The 16305-nt window shown below is 67.0% G+C and carries 17 protein-coding genes and 4 pseudogenes; 13 read left to right on the forward strand and 8 right to left on the reverse strand.

Features of this window, described 5'->3' with window-relative positions:
* Positions 1–5 precede the first annotated feature (5 nt).
* Together OG802_RS34855 and OG802_RS34860 are read left to right on the forward strand one after the other, a co-directional pair.
* A complete protein-coding gene (locus OG802_RS34855; protein WP_329416852.1) occupies positions 6–962 on the forward strand; it encodes a DMT family transporter in 957 nt (318 codons plus the stop codon).
* 181 nt (positions 963–1143) lie between these two features.
* Positions 1144–1387 (forward strand): annotated as a pseudogene (locus OG802_RS34860) (ABC transporter ATP-binding protein); the annotation flags it as partial.
* A gap of 246 nt (positions 1388–1633) precedes the next feature.
* On the opposite strand, the gene OG802_RS34865 reads toward OG802_RS34860, so the two are convergent.
* Positions 1634–2566 (reverse strand): transposase family protein, encoded by a 933-nt coding sequence (locus tag OG802_RS34865; RefSeq protein WP_329405977.1) that lies wholly within the window; start codon positions 2564–2566, stop codon positions 1634–1636.
* 57 nt (positions 2567–2623) lie between these two features.
* Here OG802_RS34865 and OG802_RS34870 point away from each other — a divergent pair.
* Positions 2624–3064: pseudogene (locus tag OG802_RS34870) on the forward strand (IS5 family transposase); the annotation flags it as partial.
* Positions 3065–3324: 260 nt separating this feature from the next.
* The gene (locus OG802_RS34875; RefSeq protein WP_329405976.1) at positions 3325–3471 is read left to right on the forward strand and encodes a hypothetical protein; all 147 of its coding nucleotides are present in this window, start codon (positions 3325–3327) and stop codon (positions 3469–3471) included.
* Between the two features lie 153 nt (positions 3472–3624).
* On the opposite strand, the gene OG802_RS34880 is transcribed toward OG802_RS34875, so the two are convergent.
* The gene (locus OG802_RS34880) at positions 3625–3999 is read right to left on the reverse strand and encodes an ATP-binding protein (protein WP_329405975.1); all 375 of its coding nucleotides are present in this window, start codon (positions 3997–3999) and stop codon (positions 3625–3627) included.
* Here OG802_RS34880 and OG802_RS34885 point away from each other — a divergent pair.
* The 3 genes from OG802_RS34885 to OG802_RS34895 are packed head-to-tail and all read left to right on the forward strand — an operon-like array spanning position 3980 to position 6052.
* Positions 3980–4267, forward strand: a complete 288-nt coding sequence (locus OG802_RS34885) for a helix-turn-helix domain-containing protein (RefSeq protein WP_329405973.1) — start codon at positions 3980–3982, stop codon at positions 4265–4267. The genes OG802_RS34880 and OG802_RS34885 overlap by 20 nt on opposite strands.
* A gap of 1 nt (position 4268) precedes the next feature.
* A complete protein-coding gene (locus OG802_RS34890; RefSeq protein WP_329405971.1) occupies positions 4269–5747 on the forward strand; it encodes a S1 RNA-binding domain-containing protein in 1479 nt (492 codons plus the stop codon).
* Positions 5744–6052 carry a hypothetical protein gene (locus OG802_RS34895; RefSeq protein WP_329405970.1) on the forward strand — a complete coding sequence of 103 codons (309 nt, stop codon included), beginning with the start codon at positions 5744–5746 and terminating at the stop codon, positions 6050–6052. The genes OG802_RS34890 and OG802_RS34895 overlap by 4 nt, the downstream gene beginning before the upstream one ends.
* 67 nt (positions 6053–6119) lie before the next feature.
* On the opposite strand, the pseudogene OG802_RS34900 reads toward OG802_RS34895, so the two are convergent.
* The 5 genes and pseudogenes from OG802_RS34900 to OG802_RS34920 all read right to left on the reverse strand — a co-directional run bounded on the left by OG802_RS34900 (position 6120) and on the right by OG802_RS34920 (position 11187).
* Positions 6120–6868, reverse strand: a pseudogene (locus OG802_RS34900) (transposase family protein).
* A gap of 428 nt (positions 6869–7296) precedes the next feature.
* On the reverse strand, positions 7297–8901 hold the full coding sequence (locus tag OG802_RS34905) for an MFS transporter (RefSeq protein WP_329405968.1): 1605 nt from the start codon (positions 8899–8901) through the stop codon (positions 7297–7299).
* A gap of 528 nt (positions 8902–9429) precedes the next feature.
* Positions 9430–9603 (reverse strand): hypothetical protein, encoded by a 174-nt coding sequence (locus OG802_RS34910; protein WP_443055148.1) that lies wholly within the window; start codon positions 9601–9603, stop codon positions 9430–9432.
* A 13-nt stretch (positions 9604–9616) separates the two neighbouring features.
* Positions 9617–10360 (reverse strand): TNT domain-containing protein, encoded by a 744-nt coding sequence (locus tag OG802_RS34915; protein WP_329405966.1) that lies wholly within the window; start codon positions 10358–10360, stop codon positions 9617–9619.
* Positions 10361–10449: 89 nt separating this feature from the next.
* The gene (locus OG802_RS34920; RefSeq protein WP_329405964.1) at positions 10450–11187 is read right to left on the reverse strand and encodes a nuclease-related domain-containing protein; all 738 of its coding nucleotides are present in this window, start codon (positions 11185–11187) and stop codon (positions 10450–10452) included.
* A gap of 30 nt (positions 11188–11217) precedes the next feature.
* Between OG802_RS34920 and OG802_RS34925 the strand changes: the two are divergent.
* Positions 11218–11346 (forward strand): annotated as a pseudogene (locus tag OG802_RS34925) (cytochrome P450); the annotation flags it as partial.
* Positions 11347–11585: 239 nt separating this feature from the next.
* Complete coding sequence (locus OG802_RS34930; protein ID WP_329405962.1) at positions 11586–12812, forward strand: lactonase family protein; 1227 nt, start codon at positions 11586–11588, stop codon at positions 12810–12812.
* A gap of 194 nt (positions 12813–13006) precedes the next feature.
* Here OG802_RS34930 and OG802_RS34935 read toward each other — a convergent pair whose 3' ends face one another.
* Complete coding sequence (locus tag OG802_RS34935; RefSeq protein WP_329405960.1) at positions 13007–13327, reverse strand: hypothetical protein; 321 nt, start codon at positions 13325–13327, stop codon at positions 13007–13009.
* Positions 13328–13353: 26 nt separating this feature from the next.
* Here OG802_RS34935 and OG802_RS34940 point away from each other — a divergent pair, with 26 nt between their 5' ends.
* From OG802_RS34940 to OG802_RS34955, 4 genes are all read left to right on the forward strand, one after another.
* A complete protein-coding gene (locus tag OG802_RS34940) occupies positions 13354–13965 on the forward strand; it encodes a hypothetical protein (protein ID WP_329405957.1) in 612 nt (203 codons plus the stop codon).
* A gap of 123 nt (positions 13966–14088) precedes the next feature.
* Entirely contained in the window at positions 14089–15093 is a 1005-nt protein-coding gene (locus OG802_RS34945) for an RHS repeat-associated core domain-containing protein (RefSeq protein ID WP_329405955.1), read from the forward strand.
* A complete protein-coding gene (locus OG802_RS34950; protein WP_329405953.1) occupies positions 14976–15686 on the forward strand; it encodes a polymorphic toxin-type HINT domain-containing protein in 711 nt (236 codons plus the stop codon). The genes OG802_RS34945 and OG802_RS34950 overlap by 118 nt, the downstream gene beginning before the upstream one ends.
* A gap of 64 nt (positions 15687–15750) precedes the next feature.
* Positions 15751–16275, forward strand: a complete 525-nt coding sequence (locus tag OG802_RS34955) for a barstar family protein (protein WP_329405951.1) — start codon at positions 15751–15753, stop codon at positions 16273–16275.
* Positions 16276–16305: the final 30 nt, after the last annotated feature.

The following is a 16305-nucleotide window of genomic DNA, read 5'->3' on the forward strand; positions in this document are numbered from 1 at the left end:
ACAGCATGAACACCCCCTCCCCCTCGTTCGCCCGGCTCGTCCCCGGCATGGTCGGGATGACACTCGTCGGCAGCAGCGTCACCGTCTCGCACACCCTCGTGAGCGCCCCGCTGTTCAGCACCCAGGCCGTCCGATATGTGGCCGCGACCGCGATCCTCGTGGTCATGGCCCGGCTCGCCGGCACCCGTCTGGTGTGGCCGCGCGGACGGGAGTGGCTGTGGCTGGTGGGTCTCGCCGTCACCGGACTGGTGCTGTTCAACGTGGCCGTGGTCCGTGGCGTCGCACATGCGGAGCCCGCGGTGATCGCCGTCGCGGTGGCGTGCGTCCCCCTGCTGCTCGGGGTGATCGGCCCCCTGCTGGAGCGGCGCAGGCCCAGCCGGCAGGTCCTGCTGGCGGCGCCCGTGGTGATGGCGGGCGCGGTGCTGGTGGAGGGGACGGGCCGCACCGACGCGGTCGGCGTGGCCTGGGCGGCGCTGGCCCTGAGCTGCGAGGCGGCGTTCACCCTGCTGGCGGTGCCGGTGCTGGGCCGGCACACCCCGTGGGGCGTGTCCGTGCACGCGACCTGGCTGGGCGGAGTGCTGCTGGCCGTCCTCGGCATAACGCGGGAAGGGCCTTCGGCCGTGCGGGAGCTGACCGGGGTCCAGTGGGCCGCCGTCGGCTTTCTGGCGCTGCTGGTGACGGCGGTCGCGTTCGTCCTGTGGTACTCGACGGTCCGTTCCGTCGGGGCCGGACGGGCCGGGCTGCTCACCGGCATCGCACCCCTGGCGGCCGCGGTCGTCGGCACCGTCTCGGGAACGGGTGTGCCGGGGCCGTCGGTCTGGCTGGGCATCGCCGTGGTGATCGCCGGCCTGGTGGTCGGCCTGCGGCAACGCGCGCTGCCCGCCGCGGAGAGGATCCCCGTCGGTCCCGGGCGCACCCCGGCATCCGGAGGCAGGAGCCAGCGGACCGCTGCCTCCCGGTAACCGGATCACTCGTCGTTCACCCAGCGCATGAGCCGCTGCAACGCGTAGAAGCCGGGGTAAAAGCCGTCGTGGGAGAGCCCCGGTGGCATACCGCCCGCTTCACGGCGAAGCCCAGTCGCGTCGCACCGCGCTTGCCGGACACGAGCACCTGCTGGTCCCTCGACAGCGTCCGGTCGTCGACAGGCAACCGGGGCTGCTGATCCTCGACGAGCCCACCTCCCAGATGGCCCCCCGCGGCGAGCACCAGTTCTTCGAGCAGATCAAGACCATCGCCACCGACCGCATCACGATCATGGTCACCCACCGCCCGGAGAACACCAAGATCGCTGATCACGTCATCGTGAAGGAGCACGGCCGAATCACCGAGCAGGGCCGGTACGGCGATCAACGCCGGCGGAACCTTCCTCGAACTCCTGGAACTCTCCCCAGGACCACGCACCTATGACGTCCCGTCACGCCCGTCCTCTATCACTGACGTTCGAGCCGCCCCTGACCCCGTGCCCGGCTCAACACGTGCTCGAGCCGGTTCCGCGTGACACACCCGTCCCCTCAGCGCCGAGGTTCTGATGCCGCCCTCCCTCCCTCACATGCGTACCGTGATCACCGCCTACCTAACGAGCTCGTGCATGGTTGGCGGTGAGACGTCGAGGACTTCGGTGGGGGCCCGGGGTTCACATCTGCTGGGCCGATGTCAGGTCCGCTATTTGCTGGTGGGACAGCAGGCCGGCGATGGCTCGGACCGTGTCGCTCATGTGCTCGCGGCGCCCGAGGTGGCGGGCCAGTGCCCGCCAGTTCTTCAGGTGTGCAATGCCGTGCTCGACCCGGATACGGCGTGAGGAATGCGCCTTGCGCTGGCGCTCGTACATCTCCTCGTACCAGTCCGGGGCGTTCTTCTTGAACTTGCGGTGCGGTGGTGTCACTACACGTCCGCCGGTCTGCGCGCCGAGCCCCTGGTAGCCGGCATCGGCGAGGATCTTGACCGCAGGCCCACCGGCCAGGAGCCCCACCAGCCCCAACTGGCGCGCATGGGTGATGTCCGCGCAACTCCCGGGCTTGGTCGGGCTGCACCACAGCACGCGTCCTTCGCCGTCCGTGACCACCATGGACTTGACGGCGTTCTGCTTGTTCTTCCCGGAGATGAACTTGTCCCGGTCCTTTCGCCCTTGGGCCGGCCGCCGGACCCGGATCTCGGTGCCGTCGATGATGCCGGTCTTTCCGGTCGCGCCGAGATGGTCGACGACTTCGGCCAGAGTCCGCAGCCGTACGTCGGGGCTGATGGTGCACCCTCGCTCGGCGAGCAGGGGCCGCACCTCGTTGATGGCCCGGGTGATGGTCGAGCGGTCCACGCCAAACCAGCAGGCCAGCACGTCGTGGGTGGTTCCGTGACGGAGATGGACGAGAGTGGCCAGCAGTCGGTCGACGAACACCAGCCGGTGCTTCGCGCCGGCGCCCATGGCCCGCTTCCGCTGCCGGGAGGCAAGCCTGGTCTGGTGGCGTTGATGCCACAACGGGCCGACTTCGGCGACGAGTTCAGCGATCACATCGGCCGTCAGGCCCGTGATCCTCCGGTTGCTGATGACCAGTGCACGAGTCGAGTTCCCCACCACACAACCATGATCAACGATCAAGAGCTCGACGTCTCACCGCCAACCATGCACGAGCTCGTTAGCGAAGGTGGTCGCAGACCTCTCGCACTGCTGGTCACCCCCGGCCAGTGGGGCGACGCACCACAGATGATCCCCGTACTCGAACGCGTCCGCGTGGCTCGCAACGGCGAAGGACGCCCGCGCACCCGACCGGTACACCTGAGTGCGGATAAGGCGTACTACTCCCGCAGGAACCGCCGCTACCTGCGCAGACGCCACATCAAGCACACCGTTCCCGAGCCGAAGGACCAGAGAGCCAACCGTCAGCCCCGAGGGAGCCGCGGCGGCCGGCCTGCCGGGTTCGACAAGGAAAAGTACAAGCGCCGCAACGAAGTCGAGCGGACGATCAACCGCCTGAAGAGCTTCCGCGCCGTCGCCACCCGCTACGACAAGCGAGCCTACGTCTTTCACGGCACCGTCACCGTGGCTGCGATCCGCCTATGGCTCCGGTCGTGATCTGCCGGAGTCCTTCAGACGCCTGAGGGATCGGTGTGATCCTGGCTTGGGCGAAGCGTCAGCAGCTGGCCATGCCATGGTGTCGCTCCGCTCCGATTGCAAGACTCCGGAACGCGACTAACGCCCGGTCCGAAGATGCTCACATTGTTGCTGGACATGGTGCTGGCTGACCATGCTGGGGACCAGGCAATCTCCGTCCGGCTCCGTTGCCGTCTGCGCGGGGTGCTCAAGATCCGCCGGACTCGCCTTAGCGCGCGTGAGTGCTCCCGGCCGCCGGCGCGACGCTGCGGGAGCGGTGGGCGGCCATCGCCCCCGAGCTCGCCGGGCACGTCGCCGCCGTGTCGTACGATGCCGACTCCGGCTGGCTCACCGGCGGATACAGCGGATGTGCTGCAATGGGTGAGTGAAGTTTGAGCATGACAACATGGTCGGTGTCCGCCTGGCTGTGTCGCTGGTGAATCTCGAGGCTGCTGGTTCGTGGCGGGCTGAGGCGTTGGAGCAGGTGCTTGAGCGTCACGCGATTCGGCGTGCTCGTGTGACTGGTTCGGCTTGCGAGGAGATCAGAGGTGCGAGGCCGTGAGGCCCTGGCCCATGGGCAGCACGGTCGCAGCCGGCTCCTCACGGGCGAGCCTGAGGAGCCGGTCGCGGTCGGCGGTGGAGTTCTGCCCGCTCAGTCGGATCGGGGCCTTCAGGTCTATCAGCAGGGGACGGGGGGCGGTATTGGCGTCGACCCGGATGACCACCACGCTGAGTCCGGAGCCGTCGCCGAAAGGGACAGGGATGAAGGTCGGCTCCCAGGGAGGGGCGAACTTCTCACGACAGCCGCTGGCGACCCTGTCGATCAAGTCTTGGGCGTCAACGCCGACGACGCGGTCAGTGCCCGGCTCGACCTTGTCGCTGACGCCGACAAGGATCATGCCGCTGTTCTTCAACATCCGGGCTAGCTTCGCCGAGTTCGAGGTCGATCTCCTGCGCATGCGCACCCGTGAAGGCATGGCGGTGGCGCGGGCCAAGGGCAAGCTCAAGGGGAAGCAGCCCAAGCTCACCGCCCGCCAGCAAAGCCACCTGGTCCAGCAGCACCAGTCCGGCGAGTACACCATCGCCGACCTCGCCGAGCTCTTCTCCGTCAGCCGCGCCACGGTCTACCGCGTTCTTGAACGCCACCAGAACGCAGCCACGCGGTCGACCTCCGGTGGGCAGTGACGTGCTGCCCTACGTCTATCAGGTCACCAAGTACGACCCCGCCGATCGCGACCACCACGGCCGCTACGCCGGCACTGAGGACACGACCAGCGACCACGGGCCGGTCGAAGCCGCCTACCTGCAGGCCGTCGCCGCCTTCGCCGAGGACAGCTGCGTCGACCAGCTGGCCATCCGCGAGCCGGAGCTCGCAGGCTTCGTCCACTTCGGCCTGGAGCCACCGGTCGACGGCGACGGCCTGGCCGGCCTCTTCCCCGCCGGCCCCGCCGGGTTCCACGACGGGGCACTGGTGCCGATCGGTGTCGGCCTGGAGCTTGTCCGAGCGATGCTCCGCGACAACGGGGCCTGGTGCCGCCTGGAAGTCGAGGGGGAGTTCACGGTGCACGTCGGCTGGGACCAGTACCTCTACCTCGGCAGCAGCCGGCCCTGCGAAGCCGCGCTGACCCGCACCCGAGCTCTCGGCCTGTTCCCGCAACGCCTGGACGCATCGCCGTACGACTTCGCCCCCGACGACCCCGCATACGTGCAGCGCCCGGCCGACGCCGACTTCTGGGCCCGCCTTGGCTGGACCGTCAGCGCCCACCGCGCCACGTTCCTGGAGGAGACCTTCGCCTTCAACGCCTCCCGGTGGCACCGCCTGAGCCGCGACAACATCGCGACCGTGCGCTCCCAGCTGACTCCACGCGCACAGTTGGCCGTCTGGCCGGACCTGCTCACCGACGTCGACACGGCCGTGGCCGCCCTGCCCGACGAAGGGCTGGTGAAGATCATCTGGGAGAAGGAAGACGGGCAGATCACCAGCACGGTCGCGGACGAGACCCAGTTCGAGGACGTGCCCTCCCAGCTTGCCGGCGCGCGTGGAGCCGGCGTCGTATCCATGTACGCCGGTGAAGATCTCCCGCTGTTCACCGCCGTGCTGCCTGACAGCGACGGGGTACTCCGCGCGCGTTGGCAGACCGAGCCGACACCCAGCGACCGGGACTGGGCGTTCCTGAAGACCCTGCGCCGCGGCCAGGTCGTCACCGGCACGGTGACGTCCATCGCCAGTTTCGGCGTCACCTTCGTGGACATCGGCGGCTTCACCGCGATGATCAATATTCCGGAACTGTCCTGGCGTCCGATCAACTACCCGTCCGACGTCGTCAGCGTCGGCCAGGAGGTCATAGCTGAGGTACTCGACGTCGACATGGTCCGGCAGCGAGTGCCGCTGTCGCTTCGAGCAGTGCAGGAAGACCCATGGCCGCAGGTAGCGCAGAGGATCGGCCAGGTGGTCACAGGGCCCGTCACCAAGATCGTGCCGTTCGGTGTCTTCGTCCGCATCGAAGACCGAGAGGACGGCTTTGAGGGGCTCGTCCACACCGACGAGCTGGATCAAACGCCGCAGGACGTTATCGAAATCGGCGACACCCTCACCGTGAAGATCATGGATGTCGATCTCGTACGGCGCCGCATTGCCCTGTCGCAGAGGCAGGCCGACCGGTGACGACGTGGATGCAGTGCTTCTGGGACGAGGAAGCCATCTGGTTCTACTTCGAGGTCGACGCCAGCGGCTGGGTGACCCGACAGGTCGAACTCCAGGGTTCCGAACTGACCCCGACCGCGGCTGCGTCCCTGGACGAATGGCAGCGTGCCCAGCAGGCAGGGGGTCTGGCCGAGTACGAAAAAACGTTCGGGGCTACTGCTGAGCTCCCTGTCTCACAGTGGGAGGGACACGAACCCGATCAACTGACCGCGCAAGAATTCGAGGCGGTCTGGGATGCCGCCCGTCGTGCGATCACAGCCCGCTAACCCGGTTGACCAGAGGCGGAACGCTGAGACCCTGACAGCAGCACGTCAGATCGACTACTGAGATTCTTCAGCGTTGCCGCTCCAGGGTGAGGACGGCTTTGGCGATTGACGTCATGCGGTTCGGCTGCAGCGGGCTCTGCGGAAGATCCGCCAGGACTTCAGGCGGGCGTCGCCTCGTTCGACCGGTGCCCGTGCCGCGGCCAGGGCCCGGTTGACGGTCTTCTCGGTGGGGGTGAGTTCCTGCAGGGGTCTGCGCTTGATGGCCGTGGTCAGCCAGGGGCCACCGCCCTGGTAGGCAAGATCCGCCAGGATGGGAACGCCCTGGCGCTCGCGGATCCGGTTGATCCGGTGGGTGCGGGCGGCGGTCAGGTCATGGGTGCGGCCCGGCAGGGCGGGCGAGAGCCACAGCAGCCGGCCGCCGGGGTCGGTGACCACCTGCACGTTCACACCGTGGCGCCGGTGTTTGTGGGAGTAGTCGGCCCGGCCGTCGCCGACCCGGTCGCGCTCGCCGAGGGTGCCGTCGAGCAGGACGAAGTCGGGTTCGTGCTCGCGCAGCGTCTTCAACAGGCCCGGTGCACGTGCGGCGAGCAGGCCGACGACCGCGCTGGTGTAGGCGTGGGCGGTGGACTCGCTGATCCCGAATCCAGCGGCGATCTTCGCCAGAGTGGTGTGTTCGCGCAGGTACACCAGTGCCACCATCGCGCGCTGGGACGGGCGGAGCTTGCAGCGTCGGTCGCCCTCACGGGTGACGATGAGCATGGTGACCCACTCCACGAGTGCATGCGGCAGGTCGAGTGCGGCAGGATAGATGACCAATGAGGCCCCTGAGCAGCGTGGTTGAGACGTCAGACATCTCGATCAACAGCCCGGGGGCCTCGCGCGTTGCGCTTCACGGCCCATCACCCGATCGGTGGCCAACTCGAAGAGCCTCATAGAGATCCGGCCGCCGGCGTCAATGCTTCTCACAGAATTCACGAGCCGGAGAAGTCACGAGCCGGAAGAAGGCCTGGTACGGCAACGGTGCTTGTTCTGCCAGCCTCGCTGGCTTTGTGCGCCCATGGCCCGGAGGCGCCTACCGGGTTCTGGCAGCCACAGCGCCCTGACGGCGGGTGCTGCACTACGTCAGCTGCTTGTTTCCCGTGGCCACACAGGGCGGCGGTATTCGTGCCAGCGCATAAAGGGATCGGTGGCCCGCTCACCCCACCTGCACGACGGCTTCCGGTTTTGCAGAGTGCGCCCGGAGCTCACCCCTGCTTGCTCGGGACGTCCTTCTCCGCGGTGAGCCGCCGGGCGGGCAGATGGCGGGTGAAGCCGAAGCCGCACAGCGTGATGCCGCCCGCCGCGAGGATCGCGGCCTTCAGCCCGTTGAGCTGCGCGGCGGCGTACGCATCGACGAGATGCTGGGCCTGGTCGGGGGGCACCTGCGCCTGTTTCAATGCGGTGGACACCTGGTCGGTCGGCACGAACTGCACTCCGGCCTCGAGCGCCACGCCGACCTGCTGACGTACCGCCTGGGAGATCCGCGGGTCCGCCTCGATCTGCTTGTTCAACGCTCCGGCGAGGGCGGCAATCAAAATGGCGCCGATCAGGGCCGTGCCCAGAGCCGAGCCGAACTGCTGGGCCGTGTTCTGCAGGCCGCCCGCCTCGCTGCGTGCCTTCTCGCCCACGCTGGACTGAACGACGTTGCCCAGTTGTGACGCCAGCAGACCCATGCCGAGCCCGAGCAGGGCCATGGCAACAGCGAAGGAGAGGTCGTCGATCACCGGCTTGACGGTGGCCAGCAGCCAGACGACGGCCCCGAGCATGACGAGCAGACCGCAGCGCACCACCGTCCGGGGCGAGGCGACGCGGGCCAGCGCGGAGCCGCTCATGGCGGCGACCAGCATGGTCGCCGAGACGGGAAGCAGCCGCAGACCGGTCTGGAAGGCACTGAACTCCTGGACCACCTGGAGGTAGAGCGGGATGACGAAGAACAGGCCGAGCAGGACCGTGCTCTGGATCAGCAGCATGAACAGCCCGGCCCGCAACGTTGGCACCCGGAACAGTTCCAGGCGGACCAGCGGGTCCGCGCCGCGCGACTCCCGACGCCGCTCCCAGCTGACGAACAGGCTGAGCACCACGCCTCCCGCCGCCACGACGAACAGCGTGGCGGAGAACCCGAATACGGTAAACGGCGACTCCTTCGGCCGCAGCCAGCCCCAGGAACTGCTCTGCAGGATGCCGAGCACGATCCCCGCCAGACCCACCGCGCACAGCACCGCGCCGACGACGTCGAGCCGCACCCGCCGGGCGGCCTCCGGTGGGACCTCGATCCAGCGCAGCAGCGCGAGGATGACGACGACCACGACCACCTCACCCACGAAGACCAGCCGCCAGGTGAGATAGGTGGTCACCCATCCGCCCAGGAGCGGCCCGACGGCGATGCCGACGCCCGAGAGCCCGCCGATGACCCCGTAGGCCAGCGCGCGATCCCGGCCTCGGTAGGATCCCGCGACCAGCGCCGCCAAGGCGGGCAGGACGATCGCGGCGCCCAGGCCTTCGATGACCGACCAGCCCAGCGCCAGCACCCACAGCACCGGCGCAGCAGCTGTGATCGCCGAGCCGACCCCGTAGACCACGAGCCCGAGACCGAAGGCGCGGCGGCGGCCGAGCAGGTCGCCGAGCTTGCCCCCGGTGATCATGAACGCCGCCATCACCAGCGCGTACAGGGCGATCACTGTCTGGATCGCGGTGACGGTGGTGTGGAAGTCCTCCACCAGCCGGCTGATGGACACGTTCATCACGGCGGTATCGAGGACCATCAAGAACTGGGCCGTGCCCAGCACGGCCAGCGCCTTCCACTTTCCCATTGCCTCGGGCTCCCTAGCGTCCGCCTGCCGGACCGGTCGACACCTCGCCTCCATTTCCGCACGGGGGTGAACGTCGCGCATCGCGGCGGTGCCGGAAGAACTCGGCAAGCACAACCGGCCGGCCAACCGGCGCGGCCCGACCGCGGGGAAAGGCGCGCTCCGGAGTGATCTGCTGGCCCGGTGGCCGGGATCAGCAGCCTCGCCGGAGCCGTGTTCGACACCGCTCGCCGGGAACGGGGCGAGGAAGCGGCCTTCGGCTGTCACGGCCAGAATCTGAGCAACGAGTCTTCGTCTCCCACGCCGCTCGGTCCGGTGCTGGTGGCATGAGGAGGGCTGATCTGGAGCGTGTGTGGTCCTGGTTGGGCGACAACCACGGATGGCATCTCACGTCAGCCGCGTACAACAACTGAGAGGCCTGGTCGTATGAATGACGACAACGTGTGCCGGCCGGACCCATCAGTCGTCGGTCAGCAACCGCAGCAGGTAGGTGCATGCGTCCTCTTCGCGTGTGTGCTGGGCGGTGACTTCTCAGGTGCCTCGCTCGTAGGCGCCGGTCTCCCACATGCCTGCAAGGGCAGGTGACCGGCGCAGATACATGAAGTCGGTGGGCAGGGGGGAGGGCTGGTGGACCTCCTCGATGTAGTAGTGGCCGTCCCGCACGCCCCGGGCGCGCAGGACGGTGCGCAGACATCTGCGGTCCACCGGCCGGCCGGGTTCAGCCGGCGGAAGGGGCGAGGTAGCCGTGGTCCAGCAGCCACTTCACGTTCAGTCGCTCACCCGTGCCGGGGTCGAGGAGGGCCGGGTCGAGCTTGATCTGCTGGCCGCCGCCGGGCTGTTCGAACCAGGGGGCGATGCGGCCCTGCCAGACGAGGAAGGGCTGCTTCACGGCGTAGCGGTGGTAGTCGCAGGGGTACTTCGGGTCGCGGGTGTTGAGGTTCTGCGGCGGCAGGGCCCGCTTGGCGTAGGAGTCGCCGGCAGGGGCCAGGTACGAGCCGTACTCGGAGCCGAAGCGGTCCAGGCTTTCACCGGGCTCGAGGACCTCGACGTGCTTGTCGGCCTGGCCGGAGTTGGTCTCGGCGAACCCGTCGTTCGGCGGGTACTTCCACCCGCCCGGTCCCTGCGGGCTGTCGTCCTTCCAGTACTTGCCCAGGAAAGCCCGCGGGGACAGTTCACCCATGCGTTGATAGTGCTTCAGCAACGGCCCGACCGGTGCTTCCCACGAGCGGGGCAGGATTTGCGGTCCCAGCCGCGCATCTCCCTGGTACTCGCCGGTACACGGGGCGGGCAGGGATGTGGCCGGTACCGCGCGGGGGCCGACGTCCTCGGCGGCGGTGGCCGCGGTTGGCGCCAGAGCGGCAGCCGCAGTCAGTGCCAGCGCGGACAAAGTGCTGCGAGTGCGGTGGTTCACGTGTCGTACTCCGGTGGCTCGGTCGAAGACGAAGCCGACCCAGGCGGGCATGCCTGGAGCAGGCGGGTCCGCCAGGAGGCGGGACGAGTGGCCCGGCCGGGGCCAAGGGCGGCGAAACGTGAGGTCGCCGTGATCCGATCTCAGGATGCAGACGGGCCGGACCGGCCGAGACGGAGATCAACGAACGAGTGACCGGCAGGACACCCGTTCCCTCGCGCCGCTGCTGCGCAGCCGACGAGACAAGACACCGATGCCCGGATAACAGGAGAATCGTGGACCGCAAAGGCACCCACGCCGATGTTCACTCGTTCGAAGCGATCAATCCGCTCCACGGTTCGTGGCATCCCGACCTGGCTCAGTGTCGCCTGTGCGACGTTCGTACCCGGCGTCCCCAGAGCCCGTCGGGTCCCGCGTCCTCCAACAGCCCCATACAGCGCTGTATGCATGCACCTACGCTGAAGCGTGGCCGGGCGAAGGGTGCCACCCTGCACGGTCAGCTGGGACTTGTCCGACGTCCAGTTCTTCGTTTCGACGTACACGGCGCCAGCGGCCGTGAAGACCAGGTGGTCCGGGTTGGCGCGCTCCCTGGCCGCCCGATCGTGAAGCACCACCGCGTGGCCCCGGCGGACGAGCGGGGCCAGCAGCTTGGCCGTCCGCGCCTCTACGGCGGCACCCACCGCCCAGCTGTTGTGGGCCCGCCGGTATAGGCGCCGGACGCCGAGCCCGACGACGAGCGCGGCCACCAGGCCGAGTTGCCAGTTCCCCACGGTGCCCACGGCCCAGCCGACCACCGCGGCGGCCGCCGCCAGGAGCGGCAGAACCACCTTGGCCCACCGATGCTGTGCCGCCCGCTCCGCCGCCCACGCGGCCTCTCCCATCCGGACCGCGCTCGCGCCCGCGCCGCCCCGGTGGTGTCCGGTCTGATCGCCGCGCACGACGAGGGCGACCGGCTCACCGAGCAGGAACTGATCTCGACGGCCGTGCTGCTGCTGAACGCGGGGCACGAGGCGACCGTCAACGCCACGGTCAACGGCTGGCCCACGGCGGCCTCGGCGGCCAGGCCCCCTACGAACGCCTCAAGCAGAAGACCACGACCCAGGCGTAATCGTTGATCGTCAGTTGCACACCAGACCGGCATCGAGTCTTCCGGGGCGAGCGGAAGTTCTTACGAGAAGCTGACGCAGAGACCAAACACGTTCAACTCATCCGCCCCACAGGCGACTCTTGCTCTGCACGTCACCGGCCGGTGGTGGCGGCGAGGTACGAGGAGTCAGACGTGAGCAGGCACAACAGGCGCAGGTCGAAAACGCAGGTCCGGATGACCATCGCCGGGGCCGGGATCCTCGCCTCGGCGGCGGTCGCGACCACGGTGGCCATCGCCTCGGCGGACGAAGTCCCCCGCGCAGGCGAAAGCGCGACAACGAAGAGTGCCAAGGCGGGAGCCGACCACGCTGTCTTCGTGCAGGGCAACGAGCTCGCCGGAAACACCATCCATGTCTTCAAGCGCGACGAGGACGGAAAGCTGACGGCCTCGAACACCTACGCGACCGGCGGGCAGGGCGGCGACCAGGTCGACGCACCCACCGACTCCCTCGCCTCCCAGGGCTCACTCGTCTACGACCGCAGCTCGCATCTGCTGCTGGCAGTCAACGCGGGCAGCGGCACCGTGACCTCGTTCAGGGTTGAGGGACAGAAGCTGACGGACCGGCATGTGGTGCGCTCGGGCGGAGACTTCCCCTCGTCGATCGCGGTGTCCGGCAACCTCGCCTACGTCATGAACGCGGGAGGTGCAGGCAGTGTCCAGGGCTTCAAGATCACCGCTAACGGACTCAAGCCGCTGGGCGGTTCATATCGCTCCCTGGGGCTGAAGAACGACAAGGTGCCGTTGTTCAGCAGCTCGCCCGGCCAGGTTGTTTTCACTCCGGGCGGCCGTGAACTGGTCGTCACCACGAAGTCGGCCAACACAATCGAGGTGTTCCCGATACGACCCGACGGACGCCCCGCGCATCGCGCGAAGATCAACGACTCGGCCGGCGGCGTGCCGTTCGCGGTCACCTTCGATACGGCGGGCCGTATGCTGGTGGCAGAGGCCGAGAAGTCGACGGTCAGTACCTACAAGGTGCGCGCTGACGGCAGCCTCAAGGTCGTCCAGAGGCCCCTGACCAACGGCCAGAACACGCTGTGCTGGCTCGAGCGTGCCGGGGACTTCTTCTACGGCGGCAACACCGGCAACTCAACCGTCACCGGCTACCGTACCGACCGGCACGGCAGGCTCGCGCTCACCAACGACGTCGGCATCGCTACCCCGCCGTCAGCCATGTCCCAGGGAGTCATCGACCTGGCGGTGACACAGGACGAGAAGTTCCTGTACGTACAGAACGGCACCTCCGGCACCGTCGACGGTTTCCGCGTCGGTAAGAACGGCTCCCTCACCAAGGTCACCACGGCCACCGGTCTGCCCGCCTTCGCCGACTCCGGCATGGAGGGCATAGCCGCGGTGTAATGAAGCTGGCACCGGGTTCCGGCACCCTGGAGACTCCTCTCTGGGTGCGCCGAACCTGTTCGAGTGTAGAAGGAGTTCTGCGACGACGGGTGCCCGTCATGGAGCCCACCCCGGACGGAGCACAGGCACGCGACCACTCAAATGCCGGACGTTGTGCTCTGCCACTCGGGGCTCCGGCCGACAGGCACGCCCGGTCACCGCTCCTCGTTCACCATCCGCGCCGTCGCGCTGACGCCAGGCAGAGCGGTGAACACGCAGTCCCAGCGTGCGCCCAGCTCCCGCAGCGCGTCGGCGCACGGATTGCCGTCGGTCGCCGCAGTGACAAGGTCGACCGGGACAACGGTCACGGACGCCTGGAGTACGACGGTGTCGCCATCAGGACCGGCGGGCACCCGGCCCAGGTCAAGTTCGTGGTAATCGTTCAGTACACGCGTAAGACAACGGTCCAGAAGTACGATGCCGGTCGGGGACAGAAGATCGGCGTCATCAATGCCTTCTGCCGCAACCAGCCCCACAACAAGTGTCCCGCATGGATGAACCAGTGATCGACTCTGAAGACCGTGAGCAGCAAGCGGCCGTCAGCCGTCTGCTGCTGTACTACCTCAACAGCCCCCTGGCCGAGGGGTGCCGGCTTCACGGAGTTCTGCCCGCCCCCGGCGCCGTCCGTGTTGCCGTCCATGCCGGAGACAACGAGGACGGCACCACCTTCCTCTACGAGATCCCCCACGACACCGTTGCCCCGTACTACATCCCCGGCCTCCTGCGCACGGTGCTGACGGGCACTCAGCTCTACGGGACGAGCGACATCAGCGAAACCATGGGCATGACACTCATCCGCCTCCACCCCGAGGAAATCACCCCGGACCCCGAAGACGAGTACGGCCAGACCCTCACCGTCGTACGCGCCCTGTCCGACCCAGGCGACGAGGACAACCCCTTCCTGGTCGGGTTCCTGATGCTGGAGCACAGCCTGCTGCGCCTGTACGTGCAGCGTCCCGACCGCCCAGGCATCGTCGGTGTCGACGTTCGCCTGACCGACACGACCACCGCCCTGATCGCCTCCCTTCCGAGCCTCATCGGGGAAGCCCAGCACCACAGGCCGTCCTCGGACGACCCACACTGCGATCTCCTCGTGGACCTGACCAACTGGTAGAGCACCTGGCGTCCCGGTCGAACTGCCTTGCGCCGGCCGCAGCGGCCGATCCCGCCTTCTGAAGCTCCGATCGCGACCACCGGCCACTCCTGGACACGACCTCTGCCAGGCGGCGGCACCGTAGTGCGAACAGGCACCGGCACCAACTACAAATTCCAGATCAGCGACCCGCACGGCACCAGCGGCCTCTACCTGGACTCCACCGCGCAAACCCCCACATGGCGCCAGTTCACCCCCTACGGCGGCACCCGCGGCACCGCGGTCACCTGGATCGACAACCGAGGCTTCCTCAACGCACCCGACAACGCGAACACCGGCCTCACTCAACTCGGCGCCCGCCAATACGACCCCACCCTCGGCCGCTTCACCAGCCTCGACCCCCTTTTCGAAACCACTGACGACCAACAACTCGCCGGCTACGCTTACGCCGCAGGCAATCCGATCACGAACAGTGACCCCTCCGGGCTCTGCGCAGGACCTGACTGCCCGACACGTAATTGCCCGTCATGCATAAATGCCACACCGGGAAACAGGGCCAGCGTCAACGCCGCGATGCGTGACCACGCCAACTCGGGTAGCACCCCCAGTAACAGTAAGGCCGGCACACACCAGGGCTGGGTAGCTTCAACAACCCCGTCGTCAAACAACGCGCGAAGGCTGGGGAGTTCCTACTATCAGTTCAGCAGTAACAAGCTCACAGCCACGGGGGGCGGTTACTGGGCACCGCAAACGAATGTCTTCGGTAAACCGGAAACTGTTTGCTACGGCCGCCTCGCCTGTAATCGTGCATATTCCTATTACCTTGACCACCCGGATGATGTAGCCGGAGCAAAGGAGATTGCTGCCACCTACTGCGTCATAAATGAGGAAGAATGCAAGAAGGATGCCCGGGTTTGGGAACGCGCCCTAGGGGTTGCTGACGATTTCGTCATGGCTCTGGCCGCTGGCGAAGGCATTAGGTTCGGAGAGGGGAGCACCGGCTCCCGAGGGTCCGGCTCCCGAGGCCGTCCATGCAGTTTCTCACCAGACACGCCGGTATCATGGAGGGTGGCAAGACAGAGCCCATCGGTGAGATTGAGGTCGGCGACAAGGTCGAAGCAGCCGATCAAAAGACAGGCAAGCACGTAGGCGCCCGCACGGTCCAACACGTGTTGCTCAACCGCGACTACGACTTGCTCGATCTGACCTTTCGCGGCGAGGATGGCAAAACCGCCACTCTCCACACAACCGCCAACCATCCCTTCTGGAACGACTCCACTCACGCATGGGTCCCCGCCGGTGACCTCCACCGCGGCGACACTCTCAACACGGCCACCGGCCACCACGCTTACGTCATCTCCGCGCGGCCCACACCGGGATCCGCCAACCGTTGGAACCTCACAGTCGGCGACCTCCACACGTACTATGTGCTGGTAGGTGCGGCCCCCGTTCTCGTTCACAACAGCTGCCCGCTGAATCTCGAGGCGGTTGACGACTACCTGCATGATCAGATACAGACTGTTGTAGATGCTTTCGATAAGACCGGTAAGCCTCCGGCTGGCGTTATGCAAGGCGGTATCGACGTGGACAACGTCGGCGTATATCGGGGGCACAACATCCCCGGTGGCGGAAGTGATAAGCCTCTCGGTTACTGGACCGAGATGGACGTCTGGCCGACTGAGGCTGGCGCAAGGCGGGGCGGCATGGGGCGCATCGTCATCGGACAGAGGGGTGAAGCCTGATACACGCCCCACTACAAGTCCGGCTCGTGGACACCTATTAGGGAAGAGTGCAACTGTGGGCGGTATGGAAGATAACGGCGCGAGAGGAAAGTGGGCGCTGCTGAGGTCGGCTCCCGCCGATACGGACGACCCCTATGTGGTCGCGGCACGTCGAAGGCTGGCCCGGTGGGAAGACCTCGGAGCGGCGAGCCTCAATATAGGACAGCGTCCATTCCTGATTAAGGAAGAAGAATATAGGCGAATTAGAGGTGAGTTTGGCGGCGCCGGTGTCGACCTTCTGGAGGTTGACGCGACAAATGTTGTCACGGAGCATAAATTCCTCGTGTTGCTCGGCAAGATTTATAAGTTTCCAGAATACTACGGCGAAAATTGGGACGCGTTTCTTGATTGCTATGCGGACGTGGTTGAGGCTGATGAGACTCCCCTTATTCTCGCTATTTTTGGTCTCTCGAACTTTTGTGAGTCGAACTTTCGGGAGTTTCTTCGCTCGCTCTATGAGTTGGAATCGATCACTGAATCGATTTCCCTCTTCAGGTCAGTAATCCCGAGAAGAGTAATCAATGTCTACCCGGGGAACTGGTCCTTGTAGCCCGCCGTGGGAAATGCAGGTTCGAGATAA

Origin of the sequence: Streptomyces sp. NBC_00704 (assembly GCF_036226605.1) — a bacterium.
GTDB lineage: Bacteria > Actinomycetota > Actinomycetes > Streptomycetales > Streptomycetaceae > Streptomyces.

Excerpts from the sequence above, each read along its gene's own strand:
- OG802_RS34885 (WP_329405973.1), top strand. The coding sequence starts at position 3,980 with ATGCCGCTGTTCTTCAACATCCGGGCTAGCTTCGCCGAGTTCGAGGTC.
- OG802_RS34905 (WP_329405968.1), bottom strand. The coding sequence starts at position 8,901 with ATGGGAAAGTGGAAGGCGCTGGCCGTGCTGGGCACGGCCCAGTTCTTG.
- OG802_RS34915 (WP_329405966.1), bottom strand. The coding sequence starts at position 10,360 with ATGCCCGCCTGGGTCGGCTTCGTCTTCGACCGAGCCACCGGAGTACGA.
- OG802_RS34920 (WP_329405964.1), bottom strand. The coding sequence starts at position 11,187 with ATGGGAGAGGCCGCGTGGGCGGCGGAGCGGGCGGCACAGCATCGGTGG.
- OG802_RS34880 (WP_329405975.1), bottom strand. The coding sequence starts at position 3,999 with ATGTTGAAGAACAGCGGCATGATCCTTGTCGGCGTCAGCGACAAGGTC.
- OG802_RS34955 (WP_329405951.1), top strand. The coding sequence starts at position 15,751 with ATGGAAGATAACGGCGCGAGAGGAAAGTGGGCGCTGCTGAGGTCGGCT.
- OG802_RS34950 (WP_329405953.1), top strand. The coding sequence starts at position 14,976 with ATGCAGTTTCTCACCAGACACGCCGGTATCATGGAGGGTGGCAAGACA.
- OG802_RS34855 (WP_329416852.1), top strand. The coding sequence starts at position 6 with ATGAACACCCCCTCCCCCTCGTTCGCCCGGCTCGTCCCCGGCATGGTC.